Source organism: Pantoea sp. MBD-2R (genome assembly GCF_039134845.1).
Classification (GTDB): Bacteria; Pseudomonadota; Gammaproteobacteria; order Enterobacterales; family Enterobacteriaceae; genus Erwinia.
Genome location: NZ_CP152417.1, coordinates 1,287,536 through 1,313,536, shown reverse-complemented (window position 1 = coordinate 1,313,536; position 26,001 = coordinate 1,287,536). Strand labels below are relative to the sequence as shown.

22 protein-coding genes and 7 tRNA genes are annotated in these 26,001 nt (G+C 52.5%); 27 read left to right on the top strand and 2 right to left on the bottom strand.

Annotated elements, in window-relative coordinates; all coding sequences use genetic code 11:
• The first annotated feature begins 97 nt into the window (after positions 1 to 97).
• The 8 genes from asnB to AAGQ96_RS06035 all read left to right on the top strand — a co-directional run bounded on the left by asnB (position 98) and on the right by AAGQ96_RS06035 (position 2,675).
• Positions 98 to 1,765, top strand: coding sequence for an asparagine synthase B (asnB, locus tag AAGQ96_RS06070; protein ID WP_342755070.1), 1,668 nt, complete (start codon positions 98 to 100; stop codon positions 1,763 to 1,765).
• 216 nt (positions 1,766 to 1,981) lie between these two features.
• Positions 1,982 to 2,058: transfer RNA gene (locus tag AAGQ96_RS06065), tRNA-Met, on the top strand.
• A 12-nt stretch (positions 2,059 to 2,070) separates the two neighbouring features.
• Positions 2,071 to 2,155: transfer RNA gene (locus tag AAGQ96_RS06060), tRNA-Leu, on the top strand.
• A gap of 25 nt (positions 2,156 to 2,180) precedes the next feature.
• A tRNA-Gln gene (locus AAGQ96_RS06055) sits at positions 2,181 to 2,255 on the top strand.
• A gap of 34 nt (positions 2,256 to 2,289) precedes the next feature.
• A tRNA-Gln gene (locus AAGQ96_RS06050) sits at positions 2,290 to 2,364 on the top strand.
• Positions 2,365 to 2,400: 36 nt separating this feature from the next.
• Positions 2,401 to 2,477: transfer RNA gene (locus AAGQ96_RS06045), tRNA-Met, on the top strand.
• Positions 2,478 to 2,484: 7 nt separating this feature from the next.
• Positions 2,485 to 2,559 (top strand) — tRNA-Gln (locus AAGQ96_RS06040).
• A gap of 41 nt (positions 2,560 to 2,600) precedes the next feature.
• Positions 2,601 to 2,675 (top strand) — tRNA-Gln (locus AAGQ96_RS06035).
• Between the two features lie 150 nt (positions 2,676 to 2,825).
• Here AAGQ96_RS06035 and ubiF read toward each other — a convergent pair.
• Complete coding sequence (ubiF, locus tag AAGQ96_RS06030) at positions 2,826 to 4,004, bottom strand: 3-demethoxyubiquinol 3-hydroxylase (RefSeq protein ID WP_342755069.1); 1,179 nt, start codon at positions 4,002 to 4,004, stop codon at positions 2,826 to 2,828.
• A 196-nt stretch (positions 4,005 to 4,200) separates the two neighbouring features.
• Here ubiF and miaB point away from each other — a divergent pair, with 196 nt between their 5' ends.
• The 9 genes from miaB to AAGQ96_RS05985 all read left to right on the top strand — a co-directional run bounded on the left by miaB (position 4,201) and on the right by AAGQ96_RS05985 (position 13,393).
• Positions 4,201 to 5,625: a tRNA (N6-isopentenyl adenosine(37)-C2)-methylthiotransferase MiaB gene (gene miaB / locus AAGQ96_RS06025; protein WP_147196246.1), complete on the top strand. Its 1,425-nt coding sequence runs from the start codon at positions 4,201 to 4,203 to the stop codon at positions 5,623 to 5,625.
• Positions 5,626 to 5,831: 206 nt separating this feature from the next.
• Positions 5,832 to 6,893 (top strand): PhoH family protein, encoded by a 1,062-nt coding sequence (locus tag AAGQ96_RS06020; RefSeq protein ID WP_147196244.1) that lies wholly within the window; start codon positions 5,832 to 5,834, stop codon positions 6,891 to 6,893.
• On the top strand, positions 6,890 to 7,363 hold the full coding sequence (gene ybeY, locus AAGQ96_RS06015; protein WP_147196242.1) for an rRNA maturation RNase YbeY: 474 nt from the start codon (positions 6,890 to 6,892) through the stop codon (positions 7,361 to 7,363). Before AAGQ96_RS06020 ends, ybeY begins: the two co-directional genes overlap by 4 nt.
• Before the next feature lie 73 nt (positions 7,364 to 7,436).
• Complete coding sequence (gene corC, locus AAGQ96_RS06010; protein ID WP_147196240.1) at positions 7,437 to 8,315, top strand: CNNM family magnesium/cobalt transport protein CorC; 879 nt, start codon at positions 7,437 to 7,439, stop codon at positions 8,313 to 8,315.
• A gap of 7 nt (positions 8,316 to 8,322) precedes the next feature.
• Positions 8,323 to 9,852 carry an apolipoprotein N-acyltransferase gene (lnt, locus tag AAGQ96_RS06005; RefSeq protein ID WP_342755068.1) on the top strand — a complete coding sequence of 510 codons (1,530 nt, stop codon included), beginning with the start codon at positions 8,323 to 8,325 and terminating at the stop codon, positions 9,850 to 9,852.
• Between the two features lie 398 nt (positions 9,853 to 10,250).
• Positions 10,251 to 11,150 carry a glutamate/aspartate ABC transporter substrate-binding protein gene (locus AAGQ96_RS06000; RefSeq protein WP_147196236.1) on the top strand — a complete coding sequence of 300 codons (900 nt, stop codon included), beginning with the start codon at positions 10,251 to 10,253 and terminating at the stop codon, positions 11,148 to 11,150.
• 99 nt (positions 11,151 to 11,249) lie between these two features.
• Entirely contained in the window at positions 11,250 to 11,990 is a 741-nt protein-coding gene (locus AAGQ96_RS05995) for an amino acid ABC transporter permease (RefSeq protein ID WP_147196234.1), read from the top strand.
• On the top strand, positions 11,990 to 12,667 hold the full coding sequence (gltK, locus tag AAGQ96_RS05990; RefSeq protein ID WP_147196232.1) for a glutamate/aspartate ABC transporter permease GltK: 678 nt from the start codon (positions 11,990 to 11,992) through the stop codon (positions 12,665 to 12,667). Before AAGQ96_RS05995 ends, gltK begins: the two co-directional genes overlap by 1 nt.
• The gene (locus tag AAGQ96_RS05985) at positions 12,668 to 13,393 is read left to right on the top strand and encodes an amino acid ABC transporter ATP-binding protein (RefSeq protein ID WP_147196230.1); all 726 of its coding nucleotides are present in this window, start codon (positions 12,668 to 12,670) and stop codon (positions 13,391 to 13,393) included.
• Positions 13,394 to 13,563: 170 nt separating this feature from the next.
• Here the strand turns inward: AAGQ96_RS05985 and AAGQ96_RS05980 are convergent, their stop codons facing one another.
• Positions 13,564 to 14,046, bottom strand: coding sequence for a zinc ribbon-containing protein (locus AAGQ96_RS05980; RefSeq protein WP_147196228.1), 483 nt, complete (start codon positions 14,044 to 14,046; stop codon positions 13,564 to 13,566).
• Between the two features lie 247 nt (positions 14,047 to 14,293).
• Here AAGQ96_RS05980 and leuS point away from each other — a divergent pair, with 247 nt between their 5' ends.
• The 10 genes from leuS (at position 14,294) to dacA (ending at position 25,879) form a co-directional block, all read left to right on the top strand.
• Positions 14,294 to 16,876: a leucine--tRNA ligase gene (leuS, locus tag AAGQ96_RS05975; RefSeq protein WP_342755530.1), complete on the top strand. Its 2,583-nt coding sequence runs from the start codon at positions 14,294 to 14,296 to the stop codon at positions 16,874 to 16,876.
• A gap of 14 nt (positions 16,877 to 16,890) precedes the next feature.
• A complete protein-coding gene (gene lptE, locus AAGQ96_RS05970; RefSeq protein WP_342755067.1) occupies positions 16,891 to 17,487 on the top strand; it encodes an LPS assembly lipoprotein LptE in 597 nt (198 codons plus the stop codon).
• Entirely contained in the window at positions 17,484 to 18,515 is a 1,032-nt protein-coding gene (gene holA / locus AAGQ96_RS05965; protein WP_342755066.1) for a DNA polymerase III subunit delta, read from the top strand. Before lptE ends, holA begins: the two co-directional genes overlap by 4 nt.
• Entirely contained in the window at positions 18,508 to 19,167 is a 660-nt protein-coding gene (gene nadD / locus AAGQ96_RS05960; protein ID WP_342755065.1) for a nicotinate-nucleotide adenylyltransferase, read from the top strand. Before holA ends, nadD begins: the two co-directional genes overlap by 8 nt.
• A gap of 388 nt (positions 19,168 to 19,555) precedes the next feature.
• Positions 19,556 to 19,873 carry a ribosome silencing factor gene (rsfS, locus tag AAGQ96_RS05955; protein ID WP_147196219.1) on the top strand — a complete coding sequence of 106 codons (318 nt, stop codon included), beginning with the start codon at positions 19,556 to 19,558 and terminating at the stop codon, positions 19,871 to 19,873.
• A gap of 3 nt (positions 19,874 to 19,876) precedes the next feature.
• Positions 19,877 to 20,347, top strand: a complete 471-nt coding sequence (rlmH, locus tag AAGQ96_RS05950) for a 23S rRNA (pseudouridine(1915)-N(3))-methyltransferase RlmH (protein ID WP_147196217.1) — start codon at positions 19,877 to 19,879, stop codon at positions 20,345 to 20,347.
• A 27-nt stretch (positions 20,348 to 20,374) separates the two neighbouring features.
• A complete protein-coding gene (gene mrdA / locus AAGQ96_RS05945) occupies positions 20,375 to 22,279 on the top strand; it encodes a peptidoglycan DD-transpeptidase MrdA (protein WP_147196215.1) in 1,905 nt (634 codons plus the stop codon).
• 2 nt (positions 22,280 to 22,281) lie between these two features.
• Entirely contained in the window at positions 22,282 to 23,394 is a 1,113-nt protein-coding gene (mrdB, locus tag AAGQ96_RS05940) for a peptidoglycan glycosyltransferase MrdB (RefSeq protein WP_147196213.1), read from the top strand.
• An 11-nt stretch (positions 23,395 to 23,405) separates the two neighbouring features.
• Positions 23,406 to 24,536, top strand: coding sequence for an endolytic peptidoglycan transglycosylase RlpA (gene rlpA / locus AAGQ96_RS05935; protein WP_342755064.1), 1,131 nt, complete (start codon positions 23,406 to 23,408; stop codon positions 24,534 to 24,536).
• 131 nt (positions 24,537 to 24,667) lie between these two features.
• Positions 24,668 to 25,879, top strand: a complete 1,212-nt coding sequence (dacA, locus tag AAGQ96_RS05930; RefSeq protein ID WP_342755063.1) for a D-alanyl-D-alanine carboxypeptidase DacA — start codon at positions 24,668 to 24,670, stop codon at positions 25,877 to 25,879.
• Positions 25,880 to 26,001: the final 122 nt, after the last annotated feature.

Below are 26,001 nucleotides of genomic sequence, written 5' to 3'. Positions count from 1 at the left end.
TATAGCGCATTTTCTTATCTATCGGGCGAACAAATCGCCGTTCATGATTCGTTATCATCACCATCACCGTTGCGGGATGTCGTTAGGGAGTAAGGCTATGTGTTCTATTTTTGGCGTTTTAGATTTGAAAAGCGATGCTGCTGAGCTACGTAAGGAAGCCCTGAAGCTTTCCTGTCTGATGCGTCACCGTGGTCCGGACTGGTCCGGCGTCTATGCGGATGACCACGCTATTCTGGCGCACGAGCGCCTGTCTATTGTCGATGTTAACAACGGCGCACAGCCTCTTTATAACGCCGCGCATACCCACGTGCTGGCAGTGAACGGTGAAATCTACAACCATCAGGCGCTGCGTGCAGAACTGAGCGATCGTTATACGTTCCAGACCGAATCTGACTGTGAAGTGATTCTGGCGCTTTATCAGGAAAAAGGCGTGGACTTCCTGGATGACCTGCAGGGCATGTTCGCTTTCATTCTGTACGACACAGAAAAGAAAACGTATCTGATTGGTCGTGACCATATCGGTATTATTCCGCTGTATATGGGCAACGATGAGCACGGCAACCTGTTTGTCGCTTCCGAAATGAAAGCCCTGGTGCCGGTGTGTAAATCAATTCAAGAATTCCCGCCAGGAAGCTACCTGTCCAGCACCGACGGCGAGATTCGCCGTTACTGGCAGCGTGACTGGTTCAGCTATGAAGCGGTTGAGCACAACAAGACCGATGCGGCGGCGCTGAAAGAAGCGCTGGAGGAATCGGTTAAAAGCCACCTGATGTCCGATGTGCCCTATGGCGTACTGCTCTCAGGCGGTCTGGACTCGTCTGTTATCTCTGCGATAACGAAAAAGTTTGCAGCAAGACGTGTTGAAGATCAGGACAAGAGCGATGCCTGGTGGCCACAGCTGCACTCTTTTGCCGTCGGTCTGGAAGGCTCTCCCGATCTGAAGGCAGCAAAATCTGTTGCCGAGCATCTTGGCACCGTGCACCACGAAATTCATTTCACCGTGCAGGAAGGCCTGGATGCCATTCGCGACGTGATTTATCACATTGAAACTTATGATGTGACAACCATTCGCGCTTCAACACCCATGTACCTGATGTCACGTAAGATCAAAGCGATGGGCATCAAGATGGTGCTGTCGGGCGAAGGCGCAGATGAAGTCTTTGGCGGCTATCTTTATTTCCATAAGGCGCCAAACGCGAAAGAATTCCATGAAGAAAACGTGCGTAAGCTGCTGGCTCTGCATATGTTTGACTGCGCTCGTGCTAACAAAGCGATGTCTGCATGGGGTGTGGAAGCGCGTGTGCCCTTCCTGGATAAAAAATTCCTTGATGTGGCAATGCGCATTAACCCGGCCGATAAAATGTGTGGCGCTAACGGCAAAATGGAAAAACATATCCTGCGTGAATGTTTCTCTTCTTACCTGCCAGAAAGCGTTGCATGGCGTCAGAAAGAGCAGTTCTCCGACGGCGTGGGCTACAGCTGGATTGATACGCTAAAAGAAGTGGCTGCAAAGCAAATTAGCGATCGGCAGCTGGAAACGGCTCATTTCCGTTTCCCATACAACACGCCTGGCTCAAAAGAAGGCTATTTGTATCGTGAGATCTTTGAAGAGCTGTTCCCGGTTCCAAGCGCAGCAGAATGCGTGCCGGGTGGCCCATCCGTGGCCTGCTCATCCGCTAAAGCCATTGAATGGGACGAAGCGTTCAAAACCATGGACGACCCTTCAGGCCGTGCCGTAGGCGTTCACCAGTCCGCTTATAAATAATCTGTCTTTTTCAACATCATCGGGCCGTCAGCGGCCCGTTATTGTTTTAAAAGAGCCGTTTTTTTAGCGGGTTTTGTTGATTTAGTCGCCATACTGGTTATAAGCCAGACAAACGAATCATTTAAGATAAAAAACGGGAAAAAACTTGTTGACGCTTTCAGGCCAACTTAGCATAATGCGCCCCGCAACGCCGATGAAGGTAACGCGAAAAAAGAAGGCTACTTAGCTCAGCTGGTTAGAGCACAGCACTCATAATGCTGGGGTCACAGGTTCGATTCCCGTAGTAGCCACCATCTTTTTTTAGCGCGGGAGTGGCGAAATTGGTAGACGCACCAGATTTAGGTTCTGGCGCCGCAAGGTGTGCGAGTTCAAGTCTCGCCTCCCGCACCATTTCTGACAGCGGTATTGCATGTGTTGGGGTATCGCCAAGCGGTAAGGCACCGGTTTTTGATACCGGCATTCCCTGGTTCGAATCCAGGTACCCCAGCCAGTTTTTCTGATGGGTTGTGCTTGTAAGCGGACATTGGGATATCGCCAAGCGGTAAGGCACCGGTTTTTGATACCGGCATTCCCTGGTTCGAATCCAGGTATCCCAGCCACATCAGATGTACTATAGTTGTAACGCAGTAAAATTAGGCTACTTAGCTCAGCTGGTTAGAGCACAGCACTCATAATGCTGGGGTCACAGGTTCGATTCCCGTAGTAGCCACCAATTTTATTGGGGTGTCGCCAAGCGGTAAGGCACTGGTTTCTGATACCAGCATTCCGGGGTTCGAATCCCTGCACCCCAGCCATAAAAAAGACGATCTGTTAACGCGGATCGCACCCAAGAAATTGGGGTGTCGCCAAGCGGTAAGGCACTGGTTTCTGATACCAGCATTCCGGGGTTCGAATCCCTGCACCCCAGCCAATAAGTAAAGAAGCCCGCTTTTGCGGGCTTTTTTACGTCTGTTGCTGGCTGAATACGTCTGGCGGGCTGACTTTTAACCTTTGCCCGGTGTCAGACTTTCCGGTAGCGGCCTCCATGCCGCCGGATCCTGGCCGTTTTATTTCAGCGTTTTTACAGTCCAAGCGCATAACGCAACGCCTGACGTTTTAACACGCCGGAACGTTCCGCAGCCATCAGGCCCAGATTGCGCAAAATACGTAAAGGCGCGGCAGGCGTACTGAACGCAAAATAAAACAGATCCATCCCTCCCTGCATTAACATATTATCTTTCAGCCGCTGGCGCTGGTAGCGTAACAAGACATTCTCCGCCGCCCAATCTTCAGCCCGATCGCGCGAGGCAGTAAGCGTATCGATTAGCGCATCCACATCACGATAGCCCAGGTTAACGCCCTGCCCCGCTAAAGGATTGATGGTATGCGCCGCATCACCCACCAGAGCCAGACCGGGAAGAACGTAGCGGCTAGCGTGACGCCGAACCAGGGGGAAGGATCCGGCGGTAACGGGCGTAACTCTTCCCAATCGTGCCGGAAAATGCTTTTTAATTTCCGCAGATAACTGAGGCATCGCCATCGTCTGGAGCTGGCGGATTCGGGCAGGACTGTCATACCACACCAGCGAAGCCCAGCCATCAAACAACGGCAGGAAGGCTCTTGGCCCTTCAGGCGTAAACTGTTGCCAGGTACAGTCGCCTGCATCCTGTTCACAGCGAACGCTGATAAGCATACAGGATTGCGCATAATTCCAGCCATGAATCCCGATACCCGCCAGCTGCCGCACCTGCGAGCTGGCACCATCAGCGCCAACAACCAGGCGCGCGTGCAGATTTTCTCCGCTTTCAAGAGAAAGTTGCCAGCCACCGTTGCAAGGTTGCAGGTCCTTCAGCCGCGCCGGTGAGATCAACGTCACTTCCTGCTGCTGGAGTTGCTGCCAAAGAGCCAGTTGCAGCACGCTGTTTTCAACCATGTAGCCCAGCTCAGGCAATCCCAGTGATTCGGCATCAAAATTCACCTGTGCAGTATGCCACTCCCAGGTTTCCAGCTTGCGGTAAGGCGCGCTGCGCATTGCCTGTACACGAGACCAGACGCCCAGCTGGCGCAGAAGATCGACGGAAGCCGCGCCAAGCGCAGAGATCCTCACATCCGGCGTACTGTTGATATCGAATGCCGCCGGTTCCTGCTGTTCCAGCACGGCAACGCGGAACCCATAAGCCGCCAACCCACTGGCCAGCGCGGCTCCCACCATTCCGCCGCCTACGATAACAACATCCCATTTTTGCGTTTTTTCTGTCATTTTGTTTCCTGTCCATTGGACATTCGTGCGGCTTAGACCTACACACATCAAGGCTAATTCTGTTACCCTAAGTGTACCGGATTTTTGAGGGCTGACAGGCTGTTGCGAACAGAAAAGTCTGCGCACTGGTCACAACAGCAGCGAAACTTTACACTACGCGCCCTGCATTTCTTTCTGCATGACGAATGGCAACCAGATGACAAAAAAACTCTATATCAAAACCTGGGGCTGTCAGATGAATGAGTATGACTCATCCAAAATGTCTGACCTGTTAAACAGCACCCATGGGTTTACCCTGACTGACGTGGCGGAAGAAGCCGACGTACTGCTGCTCAACACCTGTTCAATTCGTGAAAAGGCGCAGGAAAAAGTTTTCCATCAGCTTGGGCGCTGGAAAACGTTTAAAGACACCCGGCCTGACGTTATTATCGGCGTTGGCGGCTGCGTTGCCTCGCAGGAAGGCGAACATATTCGGCAGCGTGCGCATTATGTTGATATCGTGTTTGGTCCGCAGACGCTGCACCGCCTGCCAGAGATGATCAATAGCGTCCGTGGTACCAAAAGCCCAATCGTTGATATCAGCTTCCCGGAAATCGAGAAATTTGACCGTCTGCCAGAACCGCGAGCCGATGGCCCTTCCGCTTTCGTCTCCATTATGGAAGGCTGCAACAAATATTGTACTTTCTGCGTGGTTCCTTATACGCGGGGTGAAGAAGTCAGCCGTCCTTGCGATGATATTCTGTTTGAGATTGCCCAGCTTGCAGCACAGGGCGTGCGTGAAGTAAATCTGCTGGGACAAAACGTTAATGCCTATCGCGGAGAAAGCTTTGACGGGGAAATTTGTACCTTTGCTGAACTGCTTCGTCTGGTTGCCGCCATTGACGGTATTGACCGCATTCGCTTTACCACCAGCCATCCGATTGAGTTTACCGACGATATCATTGATGTTTACCGTGATACGCCAGAGCTGGTCAGCTTCCTGCATCTGCCGGTGCAAAGCGGTGCAGATCGTGTTCTGACGATGATGAAGCGTGCCCATACTGCGCTGGAATACAAAGCAATCATTCGCAAGCTGATTGCCGCCCGGCCTGATATTCAAATCAGCTCTGACTTCATTATCGGTTTCCCAGGCGAAACGCAGCAGGACTTCGAGCAGACGATGAAGCTGATTGGCGAAATCAATTTCGACACCAGCTTTAGCTTTATTTATTCGGCTCGTCCCGGCACGCCAGCCGCCGATCTGCCTGATGACGTGCCTGAAGAAGAGAAGAAGCAGCGCCTGTGGATCCTTCAGGATCGCATCAATCAGCAGGCGATGGCATGGAGCCGCCGCATGCTGGGCACCGTGCAGCGTATTCTGGTGGAAGGGACCTCGCGTAAAAACGTTATGGAGCTCTCTGGCCGTACTGAAAACAACCGTGTGGTGAACTTCGAGGGAACGCCGGAAATGATTGGCAAGTTCGTTGATGTTGAAATCGTCGACGTTTACACCAACTCCCTGCGTGGAAAAATTGTCCGCACAGAAGAACAGATGGGGCTGCGCACCATCGAAACCCCCGCTTCGGTTATTGCGCGTACGCGTAAAGAAAACGAACTGGGTGTAGGTCTCTTCCAGCCTTGATTCCCCGAAAAATTGCGGCATGCCTCGCAGGTATGCCGCTGCAAATCATCGTCCGACACTTGCTTTGTGCAGACCTCGCCCAAATATCATTTCTGATGCTTGCGCATTGGTGCACTGCCATAAATAATTCCGTTATGGCTACGCCTTTTGCAAAGCCCATACAAATGCCATCCTCAACCTGGCCCTGAGCGACCCAAAGGATTAGTTTGAATATTGAAACACGCGAAATCATCTTAGAACCTGCTGATAATCATCGCCTGCTGAGCCTGTGCGGACCATTTGACGATAATATTAAGCAGCTGGAGCGCCGGTTGGGCATTGAAATCAATCGTCGCGACAACGCTTTCAAGCTGGTCGGTAAAGCGCTGACTGTCGATGCTGCCGTACGCATCCTGCGTGATTTATATGTTGATACAGCCCCTGTCCGCGGACATATTCCGGATATCGATCCTGAACAGATTCATCTGGCGATTAAAGAGAGCCGGGTTCTGGAGCAAACCGCTGACAGCGTGCCGGAATATGGCAAGGCCGTGAATATCAAAACCAAACGCGGCGTTATCAAACCGCGCACGCCGAACCAGGCTCAGTATGTTGCTAACATACTTGACCATGATATTACCTTCGGGATCGGCCCCGCAGGTACGGGTAAGACCTACCTGGCGGTAGCAGCTGCGGTCGATGCGCTGGAGCGTCAGGAAGTACGGCGCATTTTACTGACCCGTCCGGCAGTAGAAGCAGGTGAAAAGCTGGGCTTCCTGCCAGGCGATCTCAGCCAGAAAGTCGATCCCTATTTACGCCCGTTATATGACGCGCTGTTTGAAATGTTAGGTTTTGAACGCGTGGAAAAACTGATTGAACGCAATGTGATTGAGGTTGCGCCGCTGGCCTATATGCGTGGCCGTACGCTAAATGATGCCTTCATCATTCTTGATGAAAGTCAGAACACCACCATCGAACAGATGAAGATGTTTCTGACCCGTATCGGCTTCAACTCAAAAGCGGTTATCACCGGCGACGTGACGCAGATTGACCTGCCGCGTAATTTAAAATCCGGCCTTCGTCATGCCATAGAAGTGTTATCCGAAGTCGAGGAAATCAGCTTTAACTTTTTCCACAGTGAGGATGTTGTGCGTCACCCGGTAGTTGCACGCGTCGTTATTGCCTATGAAGCCTGGGAAGCTGCCGATCAAAAACGTCGTGACGCTCAGGCAGAAGAACGTAAGCGTGAGTCCCTTGCTCTACAGCAGGCCGCGCAGGAGCATAAATGAGTACCGTAATTCTTGATTTACAGTTAGCCTGCGAAAAGCCGGACGGCCTGCCAGCAGAAGCTGATTTCCGTCGCTGGCTGGAAGCAGTATTACCGCAGTTTCAGGAAGAAAGTGAAGTGACCATTCGTGTGGTTGATGAAGCCGAAAGTCATGAACTGAACCACACTTATCGCGGTAAGGATAAGCCGACAAACGTGCTCTCTTTCCCGTTCGAAGCTCCGCCCGGCATTGAGCTTCCTCTGTTGGGCGACCTGATTATCTGTCGGCAGGTCGTGGAGCAGGAGGCGATCGAACAGGAAAAGCCTCTGCTGGCGCATTGGGCTCATATGGTCGTGCATGGCAGCCTGCATTTATTGGGCTATGACCATATCGAAGATGACGAAGCGGAAGAGATGGAGTCCATCGAAACCGAGATAATGCTTGCTCTTGGGTATAACGACCCGTACATTTCGGAAAAAGATTTCCCGTAAACACCGTCCCTTTCGGCAATCCGTCGGAAGGGATACCCCTTCTCACAACATGAGTGACAGAAACAAAAACGCCATGAGCGATGACCATTCACAGAACAATGACAGTCCCAGTAGTAAAAAGGGATTTTTCACCCTTATCCTCAACCAGCTGTTTCACGGTGAGCCTAAAAACCGCGACGACCTGCTGGAGCTCATCCGCGATTCAGAGCAGAACGAGCTAATCGATCAGGATACCCGCGACATGCTGGAAGGCGTCATGGATATTGCCGAGCAGCGCGTGCGCGATATCATGATCCCTCGCTCGCAAATGGTGACGCTAAAGCGTAACCAGACGCTCGACGAGTGTCTGGACGTTATCATCGAATCTGCCCATTCCCGTTTCCCGGTAATCAGCGAAGATAAAGATCATGTTGAAGGCATTCTAATGGCGAAAGATTTGCTGCCGTTTATGAGCAGCGAATCTGAACCGTTTAGCATGGAAAAAGTGCTGCGTACGGCGGTTGTCGTGCCGGAAAGCAAGCGCGTTGACCGCATGCTGAAAGAGTTCCGTTCACAGCGTTATCATATGGCGATTGTGATTGATGAGTTCGGCGGTGTTTCCGGACTGGTGACTATCGAAGATATTCTGGAACTGATTGTTGGTGAAATTGAAGACGAATATGACGATGAAGAAGATCGCGATATCCGTCAGCTGAGCCGTCATACCTACACGATCCGCGCATTAACGCCAATTGAAGACTTCAACGACGTGTTTGAAACGCACTTTAGCGATGAAGAAGTGGATACGATCGGCGGTCTGGTCATGCAGGCGTTTGGTCATCTCCCTGCGCGCGGAGAAAGCATTGAAATCGAAGGCTACCAGTTCAAGGTCGCTATGGCCGATAGCCGTCGTATCATTCAGGTCCACGTCAGAATTCCGGAAAATTCGCCGCAACCGATACTGGAAGAATAATTCCCTTATGGCTATTGCCTCTTTATACCAGCGCCAGCGGGTCCGCCTGCTTTTAGCGCTGCTGACGGGTGCCGCTGGCACCCTGGCGTTTTCGCCCTATGATTTTTGGCCTGCCGCCCTAATTTCTTTGGCGGGCCTGCTGGGCTTAACGCTTGACCGTTCAACTCGCCAGGCGACCGCCATCGGCTTTGTCTGGGGCTTTGGCCTGTTTGGCACCGGCGTTAACTGGGTCTACGTCAGTATTGCCACGTTTGGCGGCATGCCTGGCCCGGTCAATGTGTTTCTGGTTATTTTGCTGGCAGCTTATCTCTCGCTTTACACGATGTTGTTTGCTGCACTGCTTAATCGCCTTTTCCCCAAAACTACCCTGTTACGCCTGACGCTCGCTGCGCCCGTACTGTGGCAAATTACCGAATTCCTTCGGGGCTGGATACTGACAGGTTTCCCGTGGCTACAGTTTGGCTACAGCCAGATTGATGGTCCGCTGAAGGGGCTTGGCCCTCTGACCGGCGTGGAAGGCATTACGTTCGTGCTGACCATCGTGGCGGGGCTGGCCGTTTATGCCGCAGTGAAACGCAACTGGATTACCGCCGTCGCTGCCCTGGCTCTGCTGCTTCTTCCCTGGCCACTGCGCCAGATTAGCTGGTATCAGGAGATGCCGGAACGGGCAGTAAACGTTGCGCTGGTACAGGGAAACATCCCGCAGTCGCTGAAATGGGATCCAAACCAGCTGATTAACACACTCAGAACCTATACGTCGCTTAGCCGTCCTTACGTGGGTAAAGCGCCGCTAATTATCTGGCCTGAATCAGCAATTCCCGATCTCGAAACGAATCAGCAGCCTTTTCTACATGAAATAGACGAAGAACTTCGTTCACAGGGCAGCGGCCTGATTACTGGGATTGTCGATTCCCGTCTTGAGAATAATCGCTATCACGATTACAACTCGATTATCGTATTGGGTAATCAGAAACCCTACGATTACCACAGCGGCAATCGTTACCAGAAGAATCATCTGGTGCCCTTTGGCGAATTCGTCCCGCTGGAAACGTTGCTGCGTCCGCTGGCACCTTTCTTTGACCTGCCGATGTCTTCTTTTAGCCGTGGCGACTATCTACAGCCGCAGTTAGAGGTGGCGGGCTATAAGCTGACGGCGGCAATTTGTTACGAAATCGTGCTCGGCCAGCAGCTGCGGGATAACTTCCGTCCCGATACTGATTTTCTGCTGACCATTTCAAATGACGCCTGGTTTGGTCATTCCATTGGCCCATGGCAGCACTTCCAGATGGCGCGTATGCGTGCGCTGGAGCTGGGTCGTCCGCTGCTGCGTGATACCAATAACGGCGTGACGGCGGTTGTTGATGCAGCAGGTAACGCAGAAGAGATGATCCCACAGTTTAACGCTAACGTACTGGAGACGCAGGTGACGCCGACGCGAGGCCTAACGCCTTATGCCCGCGTTGGAAACTGGCCAGTATGGATAGCAACGCTGCTGTTTGGTGCCTTTGCTATCCTGTTGGGCCGCAAGCGCCGATAATCCCCTTAACGCTGAATCTCTCCGGATTCAGCGTTTTTTTTCTCACCCTACGCTCTTCTCCTCGCCGTCCTCTGACTTAAGTTTATCGCGCGCATAAGCTGGCATGTCTATTGCAAAACATTACGGCGAATTCGCTGAAAAGTAAGCAAATAGCGCGTCAGCGTCCGCCATTGCACCGTTAGCAGCCAGCACCTGCTTCACCATGGCGCAACGGTCTGTAAGCTGCGCTAATTTGGTGCGGCGCGGCTCGCAAAAAAGAAACTTTATTGTTTCATTACGTTAACAATCATCTATGTTAAAGCGTAATCAAGCTGTTGTATTTGAATAACGCGTTTGACCATAAACACTACACCACACTCGGCGCACTATTATGGCGCCTTACAACGAAGGAGTTGGAGATGAAATTACGGAAACTGGGGCTGTGCCTGGCACTGGGCCTTGCCTCCGCGATTGCCCATGCAGAAGAGGCACCGCAAACTACCACGTTGGATAAAATTGCCAAAAATGGCGTCATTGTTGTGGGTCACCGTGAATCTTCGGTCCCTTTTTCTTACTACGATAATCAGCAAAAAGTTGTTGGCTACTCTCAGGCCTATTCCGATGCCATCGTTGCCGCGATCAAAGCAAAACTGAATAAGCCAGATTTGCAGGTAAAAATGCTGCCGATCACCTCTCAGAACCGCATTCCTTTACTGCAAAACGGCACCTACGATTTTGAATGTGGCTCAACGACCAATAACGCAGAGCGCCAAAAACAGGCGGCGTTTTCCGATACGATTTTCGTCATCGGCACCCGCCTGCTGGTGAAGAAAGGGAGCCCGATTAAAGACTTCCCGGATCTGAAAGGCAAAACCGTGGTCGTCACTTCTGGCACCACTTCCGAAATTTTACTGAACAAGCTGAATGACGAAAAGAAAATGGAGATGCGCATTATTAGCGCGAAAGACCACGGTGACTCCTTCCGTACGCTCGAAAGCGGCCGCGCCGTTGCCTTTATGATGGATGATGCCTTGCTGGCTGGAGAGCGTGCTAAAGCTAAAAAACCGGATAACTGGGAAATTGTCGGCACGCCACAGTCAAAAGAAGCTTATGGCTGCATGCTGCGCAAAGGGGATACCGGCTTCAAGCAGCTGATGGATGACACCATCGCTAAAGCACAAACCTCTGGGGAAGCGGAAAAATGGTTCGGCAAATGGTTCAGCCAGCCAATTCCGCCGAAGAACCTGAATATGAACTTCGCCCTGTCGGACGACATGAAGGCGACCTTCAAGGCACCAAACGACAACGTACTGAACTAATAAAGAAAATAAGGGCGGCCGTCGCTGCCCTCTGATTGTTGAAACCTCTCATCAATCTTCAGGGTAGCGTCGCTGCCCTTTTTTCTACCGGAGTTGAAAATGTCAATCGATTGGAACTGGGGAATTTTCCTGCAACAGGCCCCGTTCGGTAATACCACCTATCTGGGATGGCTGTGGTCTGGTTTTCAGGTCACTATCGCCGTCTCGGTCTGCGCCTGGATTATCGCCTTTTTTGTCGGTTCGCTGTTTGGTATTTTGCGTACCACACCTAACCGTCTGCTGGTCGCTATTGGCACCTGCTACGTGGAACTGTTCCGTAATATTCCACTGATTGTGCAATTCTTTATCTGGTATCTGGTGATCCCTGAACTGCTGCCGGAAAATATTGGCATGTGGTTTAAATCAGAACTGGATCCCAATATTCAGTTCTTTACCTGCTCGGTACTGTGCCTGGGGCTGTTTACCGCGGCTCGCGTCTGCGAACAGGTTCGGGCAGCCATCCAGTCTTTACCGAGCGGGCAGAAAAATGCAGGTCTGGCAATGGGCTTGACGCTACCGCAAACTTACCGCTACGTATTGCTGCCGAATGCCTATCGGGTCATCGTGCCGCCAATGACCTCTGAAATGCTCAACCTGGTCAAAAACTCCGCTATCGCTTCAACGATCGGCCTGGTCGACATGGCCGCGCAGGCAGGAAAACTGCTGGATTACTCGGCGCATGCCTATGAATCCTTCACCGCCATTACGCTGGCCTATATCGGCATTAACATCGTAGTGATGCTGTTGATGAGTCTGGTAGAACGTAAAGTCCGTCTGCCTGGCGGCATGGGAGGCAAATAATGTATGAATTTGACTGGAGCACAATTGCTCCAAACCTGCCTTACCTGGTTAACGGCATGATTATCACGCTGAAGATTACCGTTACCGCGGTGGTTTTTGGCATTATCTGGGGCACGCTACTGGCAGTAATGCGCCTGTCGAGCTTTAAGCCCATCAGCTGGTTCGCCAAACTTTACGTTAACCTGTTCCGTTCGGTTCCTTTAGTGATGGTGCTGCTGTGGTTCTATCTGGTTGTGCCCAGTTTTCTCCAGCAGGTGCTTGGCCTCTCACCGAAAACGGATATTCGCCTGATTTCCGCTATGGTGGCGTTTTCGCTGTTCGAAGCCGCTTACTATTCGGAAATTATTCGTGCCGGGATCATCAGTATTGCGCGTGGTCAGGGCAATGCCGCGCTGGCGCTGGGCATGACGCAGTGGCAGGCTATGCAGCTTATTATTCTGCCGCAGGCGTTCCGCGCCATGGTGCCTCTGCTGCTCACACAGGGCATCGTCCTGTTCCAGGACACCTCGCTGGTTTACGTGCTCAGCCTTGCTGACTTCTTCCGCACGGCTGACACTATCGGCATTAATAACGGTACCGAAATCGAAATGGTGCTGTTTGCCGGAGCTGTCTATTTTGTTATCAGCCTTAGCGCCTCGCTGTTGGTCAGCTATTTAAAAAGAAAAAGGACTGTTTAAATGATTACCCTGAAAAACGTTTCAAAGTGGTATGGTCACTTTCAGGTGCTGACCGACTGCTCAACAGAAGTGAAAAAAGGCGAAGTGGTGGTTGTGTGCGGGCCATCGGGTTCCGGTAAGTCCACGCTAATCAAAACGGTCAATGGCCTGGAACCGATCCAGGAAGGCCTGATTGAAGTAAACGGCACGCCAGTCAACGACAAACGCACTAATCTGGCCCAGCTGCGGGCAAAAGTCGGCATGGTTTTTCAACATTTCGAACTGTTTCCGCATCTCACCATTATCGAAAACCTGACGCTGGCACAGGTCAAAGTCCTCAAGCGTAATAAGGAACAGGCGCGACAGAAAGGATTAAAACTCCTGGAGCGCGTGGGCCTTTCAGCGCATGCCAATAAGCATCCCGGCCAGCTTTCTGGTGGTCAGCAGCAGCGCGTGGCTATCGCTCGTGCGCTTTGTATGGACCCGATTGCTATGCTGTTTGATGAGCCTACCTCAGCCCTCGATCCGGAGATGATTAATGAAGTGCTGGACGTTATGGTTGAGCTGGCTAATGAAGGCATGACTATGATGGTCGTGACGCACGAGATGGGATTTGCCCGCAAAGTGGCGAACCGGGTCATTTTTATGGATGAAGGTAAGATTGTGGAAGATTCTCCGAAGGATGCTTTTTTCAACAATCCCCAGTCCGATCGGGCAAAAGATTTTCTCGCTAAAATCCTGCATTAAGGCCAAAAGCGGCGCAAAAATTCAAAATACAGGCAACGCAGGCACGTTAAGAAAGATTCTCGCGCCACGGACGGCGCGAGTCAGGCTGTAACGTAATCTCTTTTACATCGTTATAATCGGCCCGTGTTTCTTATGCTGTCACCCGTTTTAGCCTTAATGATTCAGGCACGCTAGGGCTCGAACGGTTGACGCTGAAACTGGTCGTTGCCGCACTTTGGGCAACGCGTAAGCGTTTCGGGCGTGTAAATGGCGCGCGTAAAATTGCATTGTTCACAGACCAGATTGCCTAATCCCACCACTTCACCGCTCTGATAGACGCCGTGATGATTCAAATCCTGAAACACCTCGCGCCATTCAAGCTGGCTCTTATCGGTAATATCCGCCAGTTCCTTCCAGATACTTTCCCGAATGACCCGCATAAATACGCTGTCGCTGGGTTCATCCTGATTTTCCGTATAGCTGCGGGCAAACTCTTCCAGATCGCGACGCACAGCGCGGGTTACATCATCAATCTGATCGCGGGTAAGTTCGCCACGGTTATTCATTCGCTGACGGGCGCTTTCAACCAGTGCATCAATATCATGCTCGCCTTTATTTATTCTCTCGGTCAGAGAGGAAACCAGTTCCCGATAATACTGAGCCACCTTGTTCATTTTTTCTCCTGTTTCTGCCGACATATGCTGCAATCAGTTTAGCGCTTAACAAATTATTGCGTGACGGCAGCGCTGAATTTTGCACGCTGTCTTCCAGCTTGCAGAGAAATGCCGCTTGTCAGGGCGGTTACTGTTGTTGCGCCGGGGGCGAATCAGCTATGCTATGCGGATCTGAACGAACAAAATGAACAAAAGCCCAGCGCTACTTCAGGTAGCAGGCGCTATTTACAAAGGACCACTGGCTGCCATGCAAGAGCAATATCGCCCGGAAGAGATAGAATCCCGTGTTCAACAGCATTGGGATGAGAAGCAAACGTTTAAAGTGACCGAAGAGGAAGGTAAAGAGAAGTATTACTGCCTCTCCATGCTGCCCTATCCTTCTGGCCGCCTACATATGGGCCATGTTCGTAATTACACCATTGGTGATGTCATTTCCCGCTACCAGCGCATGCTGGGCAAAAACGTGCTGCAGCCCATCGGCTGGGATGCTTTTGGCCTGCCTGCTGAAGGTGCTGCGGTCAAAAACAATACGGCACCCGCGCCGTGGACTTACGACAACATCGCCTACATGAAAAACCAGCTGAAACTGCTGGGCTTTGGCTATGACTGGAACCGTGAACTGGCTACCTGCCAGCCCGAATACTATCGCTGGGAACAGTGGTTCTTCACCAAACTGTACGAAAAAGGCCTGGTTTATAAAAAAACCTCGGCGGTGAACTGGTGCCCGAACGACCAGACCGTGCTGGCCAATGAACAGGTTATTGATGGCTGCTGCTGGCGTTGTGACAGCAAAGTTGAGCGTAAAGAGATCCCTCAGTGGTTTGTTAAAATCACCGACTACGCCGATGAGCTGCTTAACGATCTGGACACGCTGGAGAGCTGGCCTGAGCAGGTTAAAACCATGCAGCGTAACTGGATTGGCCGCTCTGAAGGTGTGGAAATCACCTTTGATGTTGATGCCAGCGAAGAGAAACTGACCGTTTACACTACCCGTCCGGACACCTTTATGGGTGCAACCTACGTGGCCGTTGCTGCCGGACATCCGCTGGCAACGCAGGCTTCGGTAAACAATCCGGCACTGGCTGATTTTATCGCGGAATGCCGCAACACCAAAGTGGCCGAAGCCGAGATGGCGACGATGGAAAAGAAAGGCATGGCTACCGGCCTGTTTGCTATCCATCCGCTGACTGGCGATAAAGTGCCGGTGTGGGTTGCTAACTTTGTGCTGATGGAATACGGCACCGGCGCTGTAATGGCCGTTCCGGCTCACGACCAGCGTGACTGGGAGTTTGCGACTAAATACGATCTGGCGATCAAACCTGTCGTGCTGAACCTTGACGGCAGCGAACCCGACGTGAGCGCTGCGGCGATGACCGAAAAAGGCAGCCTGTTCAACTCCGGTGAGTTCAACGGTCTGGATCATGAAGCGGGCTTCAACGCCATCGCTCAGGCACTGGCTGATAAAGGTGTTGGCGAACGTAAAGTGAACTATCGCCTGCGCGACTGGGGTGTTTCCCGTCAGCGTTACTGGGGTGCGCCAATTCCTATGGTCACGTTGGAAGACGGTACCGTAATGCCAACGCCAGAAGATCAGCTGCCGGTCATTCTGCCGGAAGATGTGGTGATGGATGGTATTACCAGCCCAATTAAAGCCGATGCTGAGTGGGCAAAAACCACTGTTAACGGCCAGCCGGCGCTGCGTGAAACCGACACCTTTGACACCTTTATGGAGTCTTCATGGTATTACGCGCGCTATACCTGCCCGGACTACGATAAAGGCATGCTGGATCCGGCTGCGGCTAATTACTGGCTGCCGGTGGATCAGTATGTTGGCGGTATCGAACACGCCATTATGCACCTGCTCTACTTCCGCTTCTTCCACAAGCTGCTGCGTGACGCAGGCCTGGTGAACTCTGATGAACCGGCTAAGCGTCTGCTGTGCCAGGGCATGGTGCTGGCTGACGCCTTCTACTATCTGGGCGTTAACGGCGAGCGTAACTGGGTTTCACCGGTTGATGTTACGGTTGAGCGCGACGAGAAAGGCCGCATTACCAAAGCCACTGATAAAGCCGGGCATGAACTGGTTTACGCCGGCATGAGCAAAATGTCGAAGTCGAAAAACAACGGCATCGATCCACAGGTGATGGTTGAACGCTACGGCGCGGATACCGTACGCCTGTTTATGATGTTTGCTTCTCCGGCTGACATGACGCTGGAATGGCAGGAGTCTGGCGTGGAAGGCGCTAACCGCTTCCTGAAACGCGTCTGGAAACTGGTATTTGAGCACAGCGAAAAAGGCGCGACCGTAGCGCTCGACGTGGCCAGCCTGAACGACGATCAGAAATCGCTGCGTCGCGATCTGCATAAAACCATTGCTAAAGTTTCCGATGACATCGGCCGTCGTCAGACCTTTAATACCGCTATCGCGGCCATTATGGAACTGATGAACAAGCTGGCTCGCGCACCGCAGGAAAGTGAACAGGACCGTGCACTGATGAACGAAGCGCTGCTGGCTGTTGTCCGCATGCTTTATCCGTTCACACCGCATGCCTGCTTCACCCTGTGGGAAGCGTTAAACGGTGCTGGCGACGTAGACAATGCGCCGTGGCCGGAGGCTGACGATGCGGCAATGGTGGAAGATTCTCTGCTGGTCGTGGTGCAGGTTAACGGTAAGGTTCGCGGCAAAATCACCGTTCCCGCTGATGCTACGCAGGAACAGGTACAGGCCCGGGCCGCGCAGGAACATCTGGTCGCCAAATATCTTGATGGCGTCACTATCCGTAAAGTGATTTACGTTCAGGGCAAGCTGCTTAACCTGGTTGTGGGTTAATGTCAGGAGGAATTGTGCGACATCTGATAATGTCTCTGGTCGCTGGCCTGGCGGTGTTGATCACCGCCGGCTGTGGCTATCATCTGCGTGGGACGACTTCGGTCCCACCCGAAATGAAAACAATGATTGTGGATACGGGCGATCCTTACGGACCGCTGGCTCGCGCTGTTCGTGAACAGCTACGACTGAATAACGTAACCATTCTCGACAAGCCGGGCATTCGTAAAGACGTGCCGTCGCTGCGCCTCGGCACCGAAAGCCAGGGTCGTGATACCGCGTCAATTTTCCAGGACGGTAAAACAGCAGAATATTCACTGATGATGACCGTTTCCGCTCAGGTTCTGATCCCGAATAAAGGTATCTACCCGATTAGCGCAACCGTTTATCGTTCCTTCTTCGATAACCCGCTGGCCGCACTGGCGAAGGACTCTGAGCAGGATATTATTATCAGTGAAATGCGTACTCAGGCAGCACAACAGCTGGTGCGCAAGCTGCTGACTGTCCATGCGGCAGAGAACGACAGTTCGATCAATACGCTGGATGCTTCACCACCGGCTATCGACCAAACTTCGCCTCGCAACACTCTGCCTGATACTTCTTACGCCAAATGATCAGGATCTATCCTGAACAGCTTGGTGCGCAGCTCCATGAGGGGCTGCGCGCCTGCTACATTCTGACCGGCAACGAGCCGCTACTTTTGCAGGAGTCGCAGGATGCTATTCGGTCGAGCGCCCAACAGCAGGGCTTTACCGAGCATTTCAGCGTAGTGATTGATGCCCATACGGACTGGGACGCTATCTTTTCTACCTGCCAGGCACTCAGCCTGTTTGCCAGTCGTCAGACGCTACTGCTCACCCTGCCTGAAAATGGGCCGAATGCAGCCATTGCTGAACAGTTGCTGACCCTCTCTACCCTACTGCATGCCGATATCTTGTTGATGCTGCGTGCCAGTAAACTGACCAAAGCGCAGGAAAACAGCGCCTGGTTTAAAGCGCTCAGCGCTCATGCCGTTGTGGTTCCTTGTCAAACTCCTGAGCAGGCACAGCTGCCACGCTGGGTAGCGACCCGCGCCAAAAGTATGAAACTGGCTGTCGACGATGCGGCGATTCAGCTGCTTTGTTATTGCTATGAAGGCAACTTGCTGGCTCTGTCACAGGCGCTGGAACGTCTTTCACTGCTGTGGCCTGACGGCAAACTGACGCTGCCCAGAGTAGAACAAGCGGTTTTTGATGCTGCGCATTTTACACCTTTCCATTGGGTGGATGCATTGCTGGCAGGTAAAAGCAAACGGGCACAGCATATTCTGAAGCAAATGCAGGCTGAAGATAACGAGCCGGTTATCCTGTTGCGAACGGTGCAACGAGAGCTGATGATGCTGTTAACGTTACAGCGCCAGATGGCAACAACCCCGTTGCGAACGCTGTTTGACCAGCACCGCATCTGGCAAAACCGACGTCCGCTATTTAGTGATGCGCTACAGCGTCTGTCGGCCACTCAGCTGACGCAGGCCATTCATCTGTTGACCCGCATAGAGCTGACCCTTAAACAAGACTACGGGCAGTCCGTGTGGTCGGAACTGGAAACATTATCGCTGCTGCTATGCAGTAGATCTTTCCCTGAGAGTTTCTGCAATGTCTGAGCCACTAACATTCCAGGCCCTGTTTGGCGGCACCTTTGATCCGGTGCATTTCGGCCATTTGCGTCCCGTGGAAATGCTGGCCACTCAGCTGGGACTGCAGCAAATTACCTTATTGCCTAATAATGTGCCGCCGCACCGCCCTCAGCCAGAAGCATCTTCTGAGCAGCGGGTAAAAATGTTGTCGCTGGCCATTGCCGATCGTCCGCTGTTCAATGTTGATTGCCGCGAAATGGCCCGCCAAACGCCCTCTTACACCATTGAAACACTTGCTAAAGTGCGGGCCGAGCGCGGTGAACACCAGCCGCTGGGCTTTATTATCGGGCAGGATTCCTTGCTAACGCTGCACAAATGGCACCGCTGGCAGGAGCTGCTGAATTATTGCCATCTTCTGGTCTGTAAACGGCCAGGCTATGCCACAAAAATGGAAACGCCCGCCCTGCAACAATGGCTGGAAGACCATCAGACTCAGGATATCGATCGTCTGCATCAGCAGCCTGCCGGTTCGGTTTTTCTTGCCGATACGGCCTTGCTGCCCATTTCCGCAACGGAAATCCGTCAACGCTTTCACGCGGGCCTTTCCTGTGACGATTTGCTGCCCGCTTCGGTTATTAGCTGGATTAACCAACAGGGACTTTATCAGCGTCGCGGATAATTATTCTCCGCCAGATAAAATCGGACGTTCCTTTCATTAATCAGCCGTTACGGTTATTGCCGCGGCTCTGATTAACCCACCCGATTTTACTTTTATTCCGTTTTTTAACATCGATATCGCGCGGTCGCTTATCCCCTTTTATGACGACTTTACCCGGGATAGCCGCCTTTAGCCGCACCATGTAAAACTCTGTCAGGATAAGCGTGACGGCCATTGACACTCAGGCCAGGGCTGTTATTCTCCGCTGCCAGGTTTTTCCTTGATGCAAATTCAGCATTGATACACAGAAAGCCGGGAAGACGACTCACAGAATAGTTAAATGGTCGTGAATCTCAAACGCCGTCATGGGATAATGACGCGATAACTCATTTACTCAAAGGGGAACCTTTTGCAAGGTCAAGCACTCCAAGACTTCGTCATTGATAAGATTGACGATCTGAAAGGCCAGGATATTGTTTCTGTTAACGTTCAGGGCAAATCCAGTATCACCGACTGCATGATCATCTGCACCGGTACTTCAACCCGTCACGTTGCGTCTATTGCAGATCACGTGGTGCAGGAATCCCGTGCCGCAGGCCTTAAGCCGCTGGGCGTGGATGGTAAAGCAACGGCAGATTGGGTCGTGGTCGATCTCGGCGATGTCATTGTGCACGTTATGCAGGAAGAGAGCCGTAAGCTCTACGAACTCGAAAAACTCTGGAGTTAACCGGTGAAGTTGCAGCTGGTCGCCGTCGGCACCAAAATGCCGGATTGGGTGCAAACCGGATTTCTGGAATATCTGCGCCGCTTTCCTAAAGATATGCCGTTTGAACTGACTGAAGTTCCGGCTGGCAAACGCGGTAAAAATGCCGACATCAAACGTATCCTTGATAAAGAAGGCGAAATGATGCTGGCAGCCGTTGGCAAGGGCAATCGTATTGTCACGCTGGATATTCCGGGTCAGCCGTGGGAAACCCCGCAGCTGGCCTCTCAGCTTGAACGCTGGAAACAGGATGGTCGCGATGTCAGCCTGCTGATTGGTGGACCAGAAGGCCTTTCTCCCGCCTGCAAAGCGGCGGCGGAGCAAAGCTGGTCGCTCTCCAAACTTACCCTGCCCCATCCGCTGGTTCGCGTGCTGGTGGCAGAGAGTTTGTATCGTGCCTGGAGCATTACCGCCAATCACCCCTATCATCGCGAATAAGCTCAAACGGATACACTTAAGCAGCGGATGAAATTACAACGTAACTCCTTTCGTGACTATACCGCCGAGCAAACGCTGTTCGTTCGCCGCGCGATGATCGCTTTTTTAGGCATTTTACTGCTTTCCGGTATCCTGGTGGTCAATCTGTACCACCTGCAAATTATTCGCTACAACGATTACAGTACCCGCTCAAATGAAAACCGCATTAAGCTGGTGCCTGTTGCACCCAGCCGCGGCATTATTTTCGATCGTAATGGCATTCCCCTTGCGCTGAACCGAACCATTTATCAGATTGAATTAGTTCCGGAAAAAGTCGATGACCTTGAAAAAACGCTGCTGGCGCTGCGGCCAATTGTCGATCTCACCGACGAAGATCTGGTCGCCTTCGAAAAAGAACGAAAACGCTCCCGCCGCTTTACCTCGATTCCGGTCAAAACCGGCCTGAACGATGTGCAGGTTGCCCGCTTTGCGGTTAATCAATACGCTTTTCCCGGCGTGGAAGTGAAAGGCTATCAGCGCCGTTACTATCCCTACAATTCTGCCCTGACCCATGTGCTGGGTTACGTCTCTAAAATTAACGATCGTGATGTCGACAGACTGGATAAAGCCGGAAAATGGCCAAACTACGCCGCCACTCATGATATCGGCAAGCTGGGCATTGAACGTTATTACGAAGACTTATTGCATGGCAAAACCGGCTATGAAGAGGTTGAAGTTAATAACCGTGGCCGCGTAATTCGCCAGCTGCATGAGCAGCCGCCGCAGGCCGGACAGGATATCTGGCTGACCATCGATCTGAAATTGCAGCAGTATATCGAAACGTTGCTGGCAGGCAGCCGTGCCGCCGTCGTGGTCACCGATCCGCGCAGCGGAGAGGTTCTGGCGCTGGTCTCCATGCCCAGCTATGACCCAAACCTGTTTGTCGACGGCATCAGCAGTAAAGATTACAACATGCTGTTGCAGGACCCCAATCGTCCGCTAATCAATCGCACCACTCAGGGTGCCTATCCACCGGCATCAACGGTCAAACCTTATATTGCCGTATCTGCACTCTCGGCTGGCGTGATCAACCGCAATACCAGCCTGTTCGACCCCGGCTGGTGGCAGCTGCCAGGTTCAGAAAAACGTTTTCGCGACTGGAAACATTGGGGCCATGGTCGTCTGAACGTGACTAAATCACTGGAGGAGTCGGCAGATACCTTCTTCTACCAGGTTGCTTACGATATGGGCATCGATCGCCTCTCTGAATGGATGAGCAAGTTTGGCTATGGTCATCTTTCCGGCATCGACCTGACTGAAGAAACGCCGGGCAACATGCCAACTCGCGAATGGAAGATGAAGCGCTTTAAAAAACCCTGGTATCAGGGTGATACCATCCCTGTCGGCATCGGTCAGGGTTACTGGACTGCTACGCCGGTGCAGATGAATAAAGCGATGATGATCCTGATTAACGACGGTATTGTTAAAACGCCGCATCTGATGATGGCGAGCGCAGAAAACAACGTGAAAGTGCCCTGGCGTGCGCCGGAGGTACCGCCGGTGGCCGATATTCACTCGGGTAACTGGGAAATTGCCAAAGACGGAATGTATGGCGTTGCGAACAGGCCAAACGGCACTGCCCGCAAAAGCTTCGATGATGCCCCCTATAAAATTGCGGCAAAATCAGGTACGGCTCAGGTGTTTGGCCTGAAAGCCAACGAAACCTATAACGCCCATAAGGTGTCCGAGCTGCTGCGAGACCATAAATTAATGACCGCTTTTGCCCCTTACGACAAGCCTCGCGTAGCCGTAACCATGATTCTGGAAAACGGCGGCGCAGGTCCGGCTGTCGGCACCATTATGCGTCAGATCCTCGATCACATTATGCTCGGGGATAACAATACAAACCTGCCAGATGCCGCCCCGGTGCCGTCTGGCTATGAAGGTGAATAACCATGAACGACCGTCATCAGAAGCGTACGATCTGGACCCGAATTCATGTCGATCCAACATTCTTTATTCTGATTTCTGCCCTGCTGGTCTACAGCGCGCTGGTTATTTGGAGCGCCAGCGGTCAGGACCCTGGGATGATGGAGCGCAAACTCGGCCAGATTGCGATGGGCATTGTCATGATGCTGGTAATGGCGCAAATCCCGCCGAGAGTTTACGAAGGATGGGCGCCCTATCTCTATATCCTTTGCGTGGTATTACTGATTGCGGTAGATGCATTCGGCCATATCAGTAAAGGCGCTCAGCGCTGGCTGGATCTTGGCGTGGTGCGCTTTCAACCCTCGGAGATCGCCAAAATCGCCGTGCCGCTAATGGTGGCTCGCTTTATTAACCGTGATGTCTGTCCGCCGACGCTAAAAAATACCGCCATTGCGCTGGTGCTGATCTTTATGCCAACGCTGCTGGTTGCGGCTCAGCCTGACCTGGGAACCGCTATTTTGATTGCGGCGTCCGGCCTGTTTGTGCTGTTTCTTTCCGGTATGAGCTGGAAACTGATCCTTGTGGCTGTGCTACTGGTCGCCGCGTTTATTCCGGTACTGTGGTTCTTTCTGATGCATGATTACCAGCGCGACCGTGTCATGATGCTACTGGATCCGGAAAGCGATCCGCTGGGTGCCGGATATCACATTATTCAGTCAAAAATCGCTATCGGCTCAGGTGGCCTGCGCGGAAAAGGCTGGTTGCACGGTACACAGTCGCAGCTGGAGTTTTTACCCGAACGCCACACTGACTTTATCTTTGCGGTTTTAGCGGAAGAGTTAGGGTTAGTTGGCGTACTGGTGCTGCTGGTCCTGTACGTGCTGGTGATTATGCGCGGCCTGCTGATGGCGGCGCGGGCACAGACAACCTTTGGCCGGGTGATGGCCGGGGGTCTGATGCTGATTTTCTTTGTCTATGTGTTCGTGAATATTGGCATGGTCAGCGGTATATTGCCGGTGGTAGGCGTGCCGTTGCCGCTGGTGAGTTATGGCGGTTCCGCACTGATTGTTTTGATGGCCGGATTTGGCATTATTATGTCGATCCATACCCACCGTAAACTGTTGTCGAAAAGCGTATAAGAGGCTTATACATGCGTAAGGATTGGCTCTGGATTGGCCTGGCTACAGCGATGCTGGCAGCCTGCAATACTACTGAACAACAGCAGGCACCCGTGACTCAGCAACAGCCCGCCTATAACGGGCCTGTTGTTGAAATCGGCGGCGTGGAACCTCGCTATGAACCCCTTAATCCTGGCGCAAATCAGGATTATCGCGCCAACGGCAAAAATTATCGTGTCATGAAAGATGCATCGAACTTTAGCGAAACGGGGCTGGCGAGCTGGTACAGCGAAACGGCCAACGGCAGTCGTACCGCCACCGGCGAGCAATACGATCCTGAAGCATTGACCGCGGGTCATCCGACTTTACCATTGCCTTCTTATGTGCGGGTTACTAACCTGGCAAATGGACGTCAGCTGGTTGTACGCGTTAACGATCGTGGCCCTGCTCAGCCTGGCCGTATCATCAGCCTGTCAAAAGCGGCAGGCGATCGTCTGAATATTTCCAATAATACCCGCGTAAAAGTGGACTTTATCAACGTCGCACCCGACGGTTCCCTGTCGGGACCGGGAACAATAGGCACCACGGTTGCGAAACAGAGCTATGCCTTACCGGCGCGCCCGGACATTGCTGGCGGTATGGTCGTGATGGGCGCTGGCGCGGATCAAACTTCGGCACAGCCGACAATGAGTTCGCCGCAGGAATCTGAATCCCGCCCGGTTGATAACAGCAGCCTGAATAGTGATGACAATATGGGTGCGCCCGTACGTAGCAGCGGTTTCCTCGGTGCACCGCAGCCATTACGCAACGGCATTCTGGAAGGCAACGAACCGGCTCCGGTTACCGCACCTGAGCCAGCCCCTGCGGCGATGTCCGCGCCGGCTGCCGCCGCGGCGCCAGTCGCATCCGACGTAGCAACGGCTTCCGGTACAGGATATGTTGTGCAGGTCGGTGCCCTGAGCGATGCCAGCCGCGCTCATCAGCTAATGAATTCATTAAGCAAGCAGTTTGGCGTACCCGGTAAAGTAGACAGTCGGGGAAATGTTTACCGCGTCCAGCTGGGTCATTTCAGTTCGCGTCAGCAGGCCAGCGCGTTGCAGCAGCGGCTTTCCAGCGAAGCCAGCCTGACGTCCTTTATTACCGTCGCACCAGGCAAAATGTGATGCTGTCCCGGCATTTGTCTTTTATCTGCAATGACTTGTCTGTCACTCAGGTAAAGACGGATGCCGGGCAGAACCGCTTTTGCTATAGTGAGTCACTTTTTTTAACTTAGCCACGGATGTTGTAGTCCTACATGAACAATCTCACCTCTTTCCCACTGCTTAAACGCCTCACGGCAGGCTCGCTGATTGCCCTCAGCCTGACCAGCTTCGCTCACGCTGAAGACGTAAATATTAAAACAATGATCCCAGGCGTTCCGGATATTGATGCTGAAGCCTATGTCCTGATCGACTACAACTCGGGCAAAGTATTAGCAGAGAAAAATGCCGATGCGCGCCGCGATCCGGCCAGCCTGACTAAAATGATGACCAGCTACGTCATCGGTCAGGCGGTAAAAGCAGGTAAAATTCATCAGGAAGACGTTGTCACCGTGGGTAAAGATGCCTGGGCAACCGGAAACCCGGTGTTCAAAGGCTCTTCACTGATGTTCCTGAAGCCGGGCGACCGCGTGCCGGTTTCACAGCTGACCCGTGGTATCGTGCTGCAATCGGGTAATGATGCATGCGTGGCGATGGCGGATTATGTGGCGGGAAGTCAGGATGCGTTTGTTGGCCTGATGAACAACTACGTTAAAGCGATTGGCCTGCAAAACACCCACTTCCAGACGGTTCATGGCCTGGATGCTGACGGACAATACAGCTCCGCACGCGATATGGCGTTGATCGGTCAGGCACTGATTCGTGATGTGCCGGATGAATACGCAGTTTATAAAGAGAAAGATTTTACCTTTAACAATATCCGCCAGACCAACCGCAACGGCCTGCTGTGGGACACCAGCTTACAAGTTGACGGCATCAAAACCGGTCATACCGAAGCGGCTGGCTATAATATTGTCGCTTCTGCAACGGAAGGCCAGATGCGCCTGATCTCAGCAGTGATGGGCGGACGTACCTTTAAAGGTCGTGAAGTTGAGAGCAAGAAGCTCCTGACCTGGGGCTTCCGTTTCTTTGAAACCGTGGCGCCGCTGAAAGCAGGAAAAGAGTTTGCTTCCGAGCCGGTTTGGTTTGGTAACAGCGATCGCGTTCAGCTCGGCGTGGAAAAAGATGTTTATCTGACCATTCCTCGTGGCCGCATGAAGGATCTGAAAGCAAGCTACACGCTGTCCAATACCGAACTGCATGCACCGCTGGCTAAAAACCAGGTGGTGGGTACCATCAACTTCCAGCTGGACGGCAAAACTATTGAGCAACATCCGCTGGTGGTGCTGAATGAAATGCCTGAAGGTGGATTCTTTGGCCGCATCGTGGATTATATTAAGCTGATGTTCCATCACTGGTTTGGCTAAACCCTGACGCCATCAGCGGCAATATGCCTTGAAACAGGTTGTATTGGCCTCTTGATTTCGGCGTTAATGCACCCCATATTGAGATTATCTGTAGGCTCCCGCGTACGCGGGAGTCTTTGTTT

Coding starts and splice junctions, on each gene's coding strand:
- asnB (WP_342755070.1), top strand. CDS start 98: ATGTGTTCTATTTTTGGCGTTTTAGATTTGAAAAGCGATGCTGCTGAG.
- ubiF (WP_342755069.1), bottom strand. CDS start 4,004: ATGACAGAAAAAACGCAAAAATGGGATGTTGTTATCGTAGGCGGCGGA.
- miaB (WP_147196246.1), top strand. CDS start 4,201: ATGACAAAAAAACTCTATATCAAAACCTGGGGCTGTCAGATGAATGAG.
- ybeY (WP_147196242.1), top strand. CDS start 6,890: ATGAGTACCGTAATTCTTGATTTACAGTTAGCCTGCGAAAAGCCGGAC.
- corC (WP_147196240.1), top strand. CDS start 7,437: ATGAGCGATGACCATTCACAGAACAATGACAGTCCCAGTAGTAAAAAG.
- lnt (WP_342755068.1), top strand. CDS start 8,323: ATGGCTATTGCCTCTTTATACCAGCGCCAGCGGGTCCGCCTGCTTTTA.
- AAGQ96_RS06000 (WP_147196236.1), top strand. CDS start 10,251: ATGAAATTACGGAAACTGGGGCTGTGCCTGGCACTGGGCCTTGCCTCC.
- AAGQ96_RS05995 (WP_147196234.1), top strand. CDS start 11,250: ATGTCAATCGATTGGAACTGGGGAATTTTCCTGCAACAGGCCCCGTTC.
- gltK (WP_147196232.1), top strand. CDS start 11,990: ATGTATGAATTTGACTGGAGCACAATTGCTCCAAACCTGCCTTACCTG.
- AAGQ96_RS05985 (WP_147196230.1), top strand. CDS start 12,668: ATGATTACCCTGAAAAACGTTTCAAAGTGGTATGGTCACTTTCAGGTG.
- AAGQ96_RS05980 (WP_147196228.1), bottom strand. CDS start 14,046: ATGAACAAGGTGGCTCAGTATTATCGGGAACTGGTTTCCTCTCTGACC.
- leuS (WP_342755530.1), top strand. CDS start 14,294: ATGCAAGAGCAATATCGCCCGGAAGAGATAGAATCCCGTGTTCAACAG.
- holA (WP_342755066.1), top strand. CDS start 17,484: ATGATCAGGATCTATCCTGAACAGCTTGGTGCGCAGCTCCATGAGGGG.
- nadD (WP_342755065.1), top strand. CDS start 18,508: ATGTCTGAGCCACTAACATTCCAGGCCCTGTTTGGCGGCACCTTTGAT.
- mrdA (WP_147196215.1), top strand. CDS start 20,375: ATGAAATTACAACGTAACTCCTTTCGTGACTATACCGCCGAGCAAACG.
- mrdB (WP_147196213.1), top strand. CDS start 22,282: ATGAACGACCGTCATCAGAAGCGTACGATCTGGACCCGAATTCATGTC.
- rlpA (WP_342755064.1), top strand. CDS start 23,406: ATGCGTAAGGATTGGCTCTGGATTGGCCTGGCTACAGCGATGCTGGCA.
- dacA (WP_342755063.1), top strand. CDS start 24,668: ATGAACAATCTCACCTCTTTCCCACTGCTTAAACGCCTCACGGCAGGC.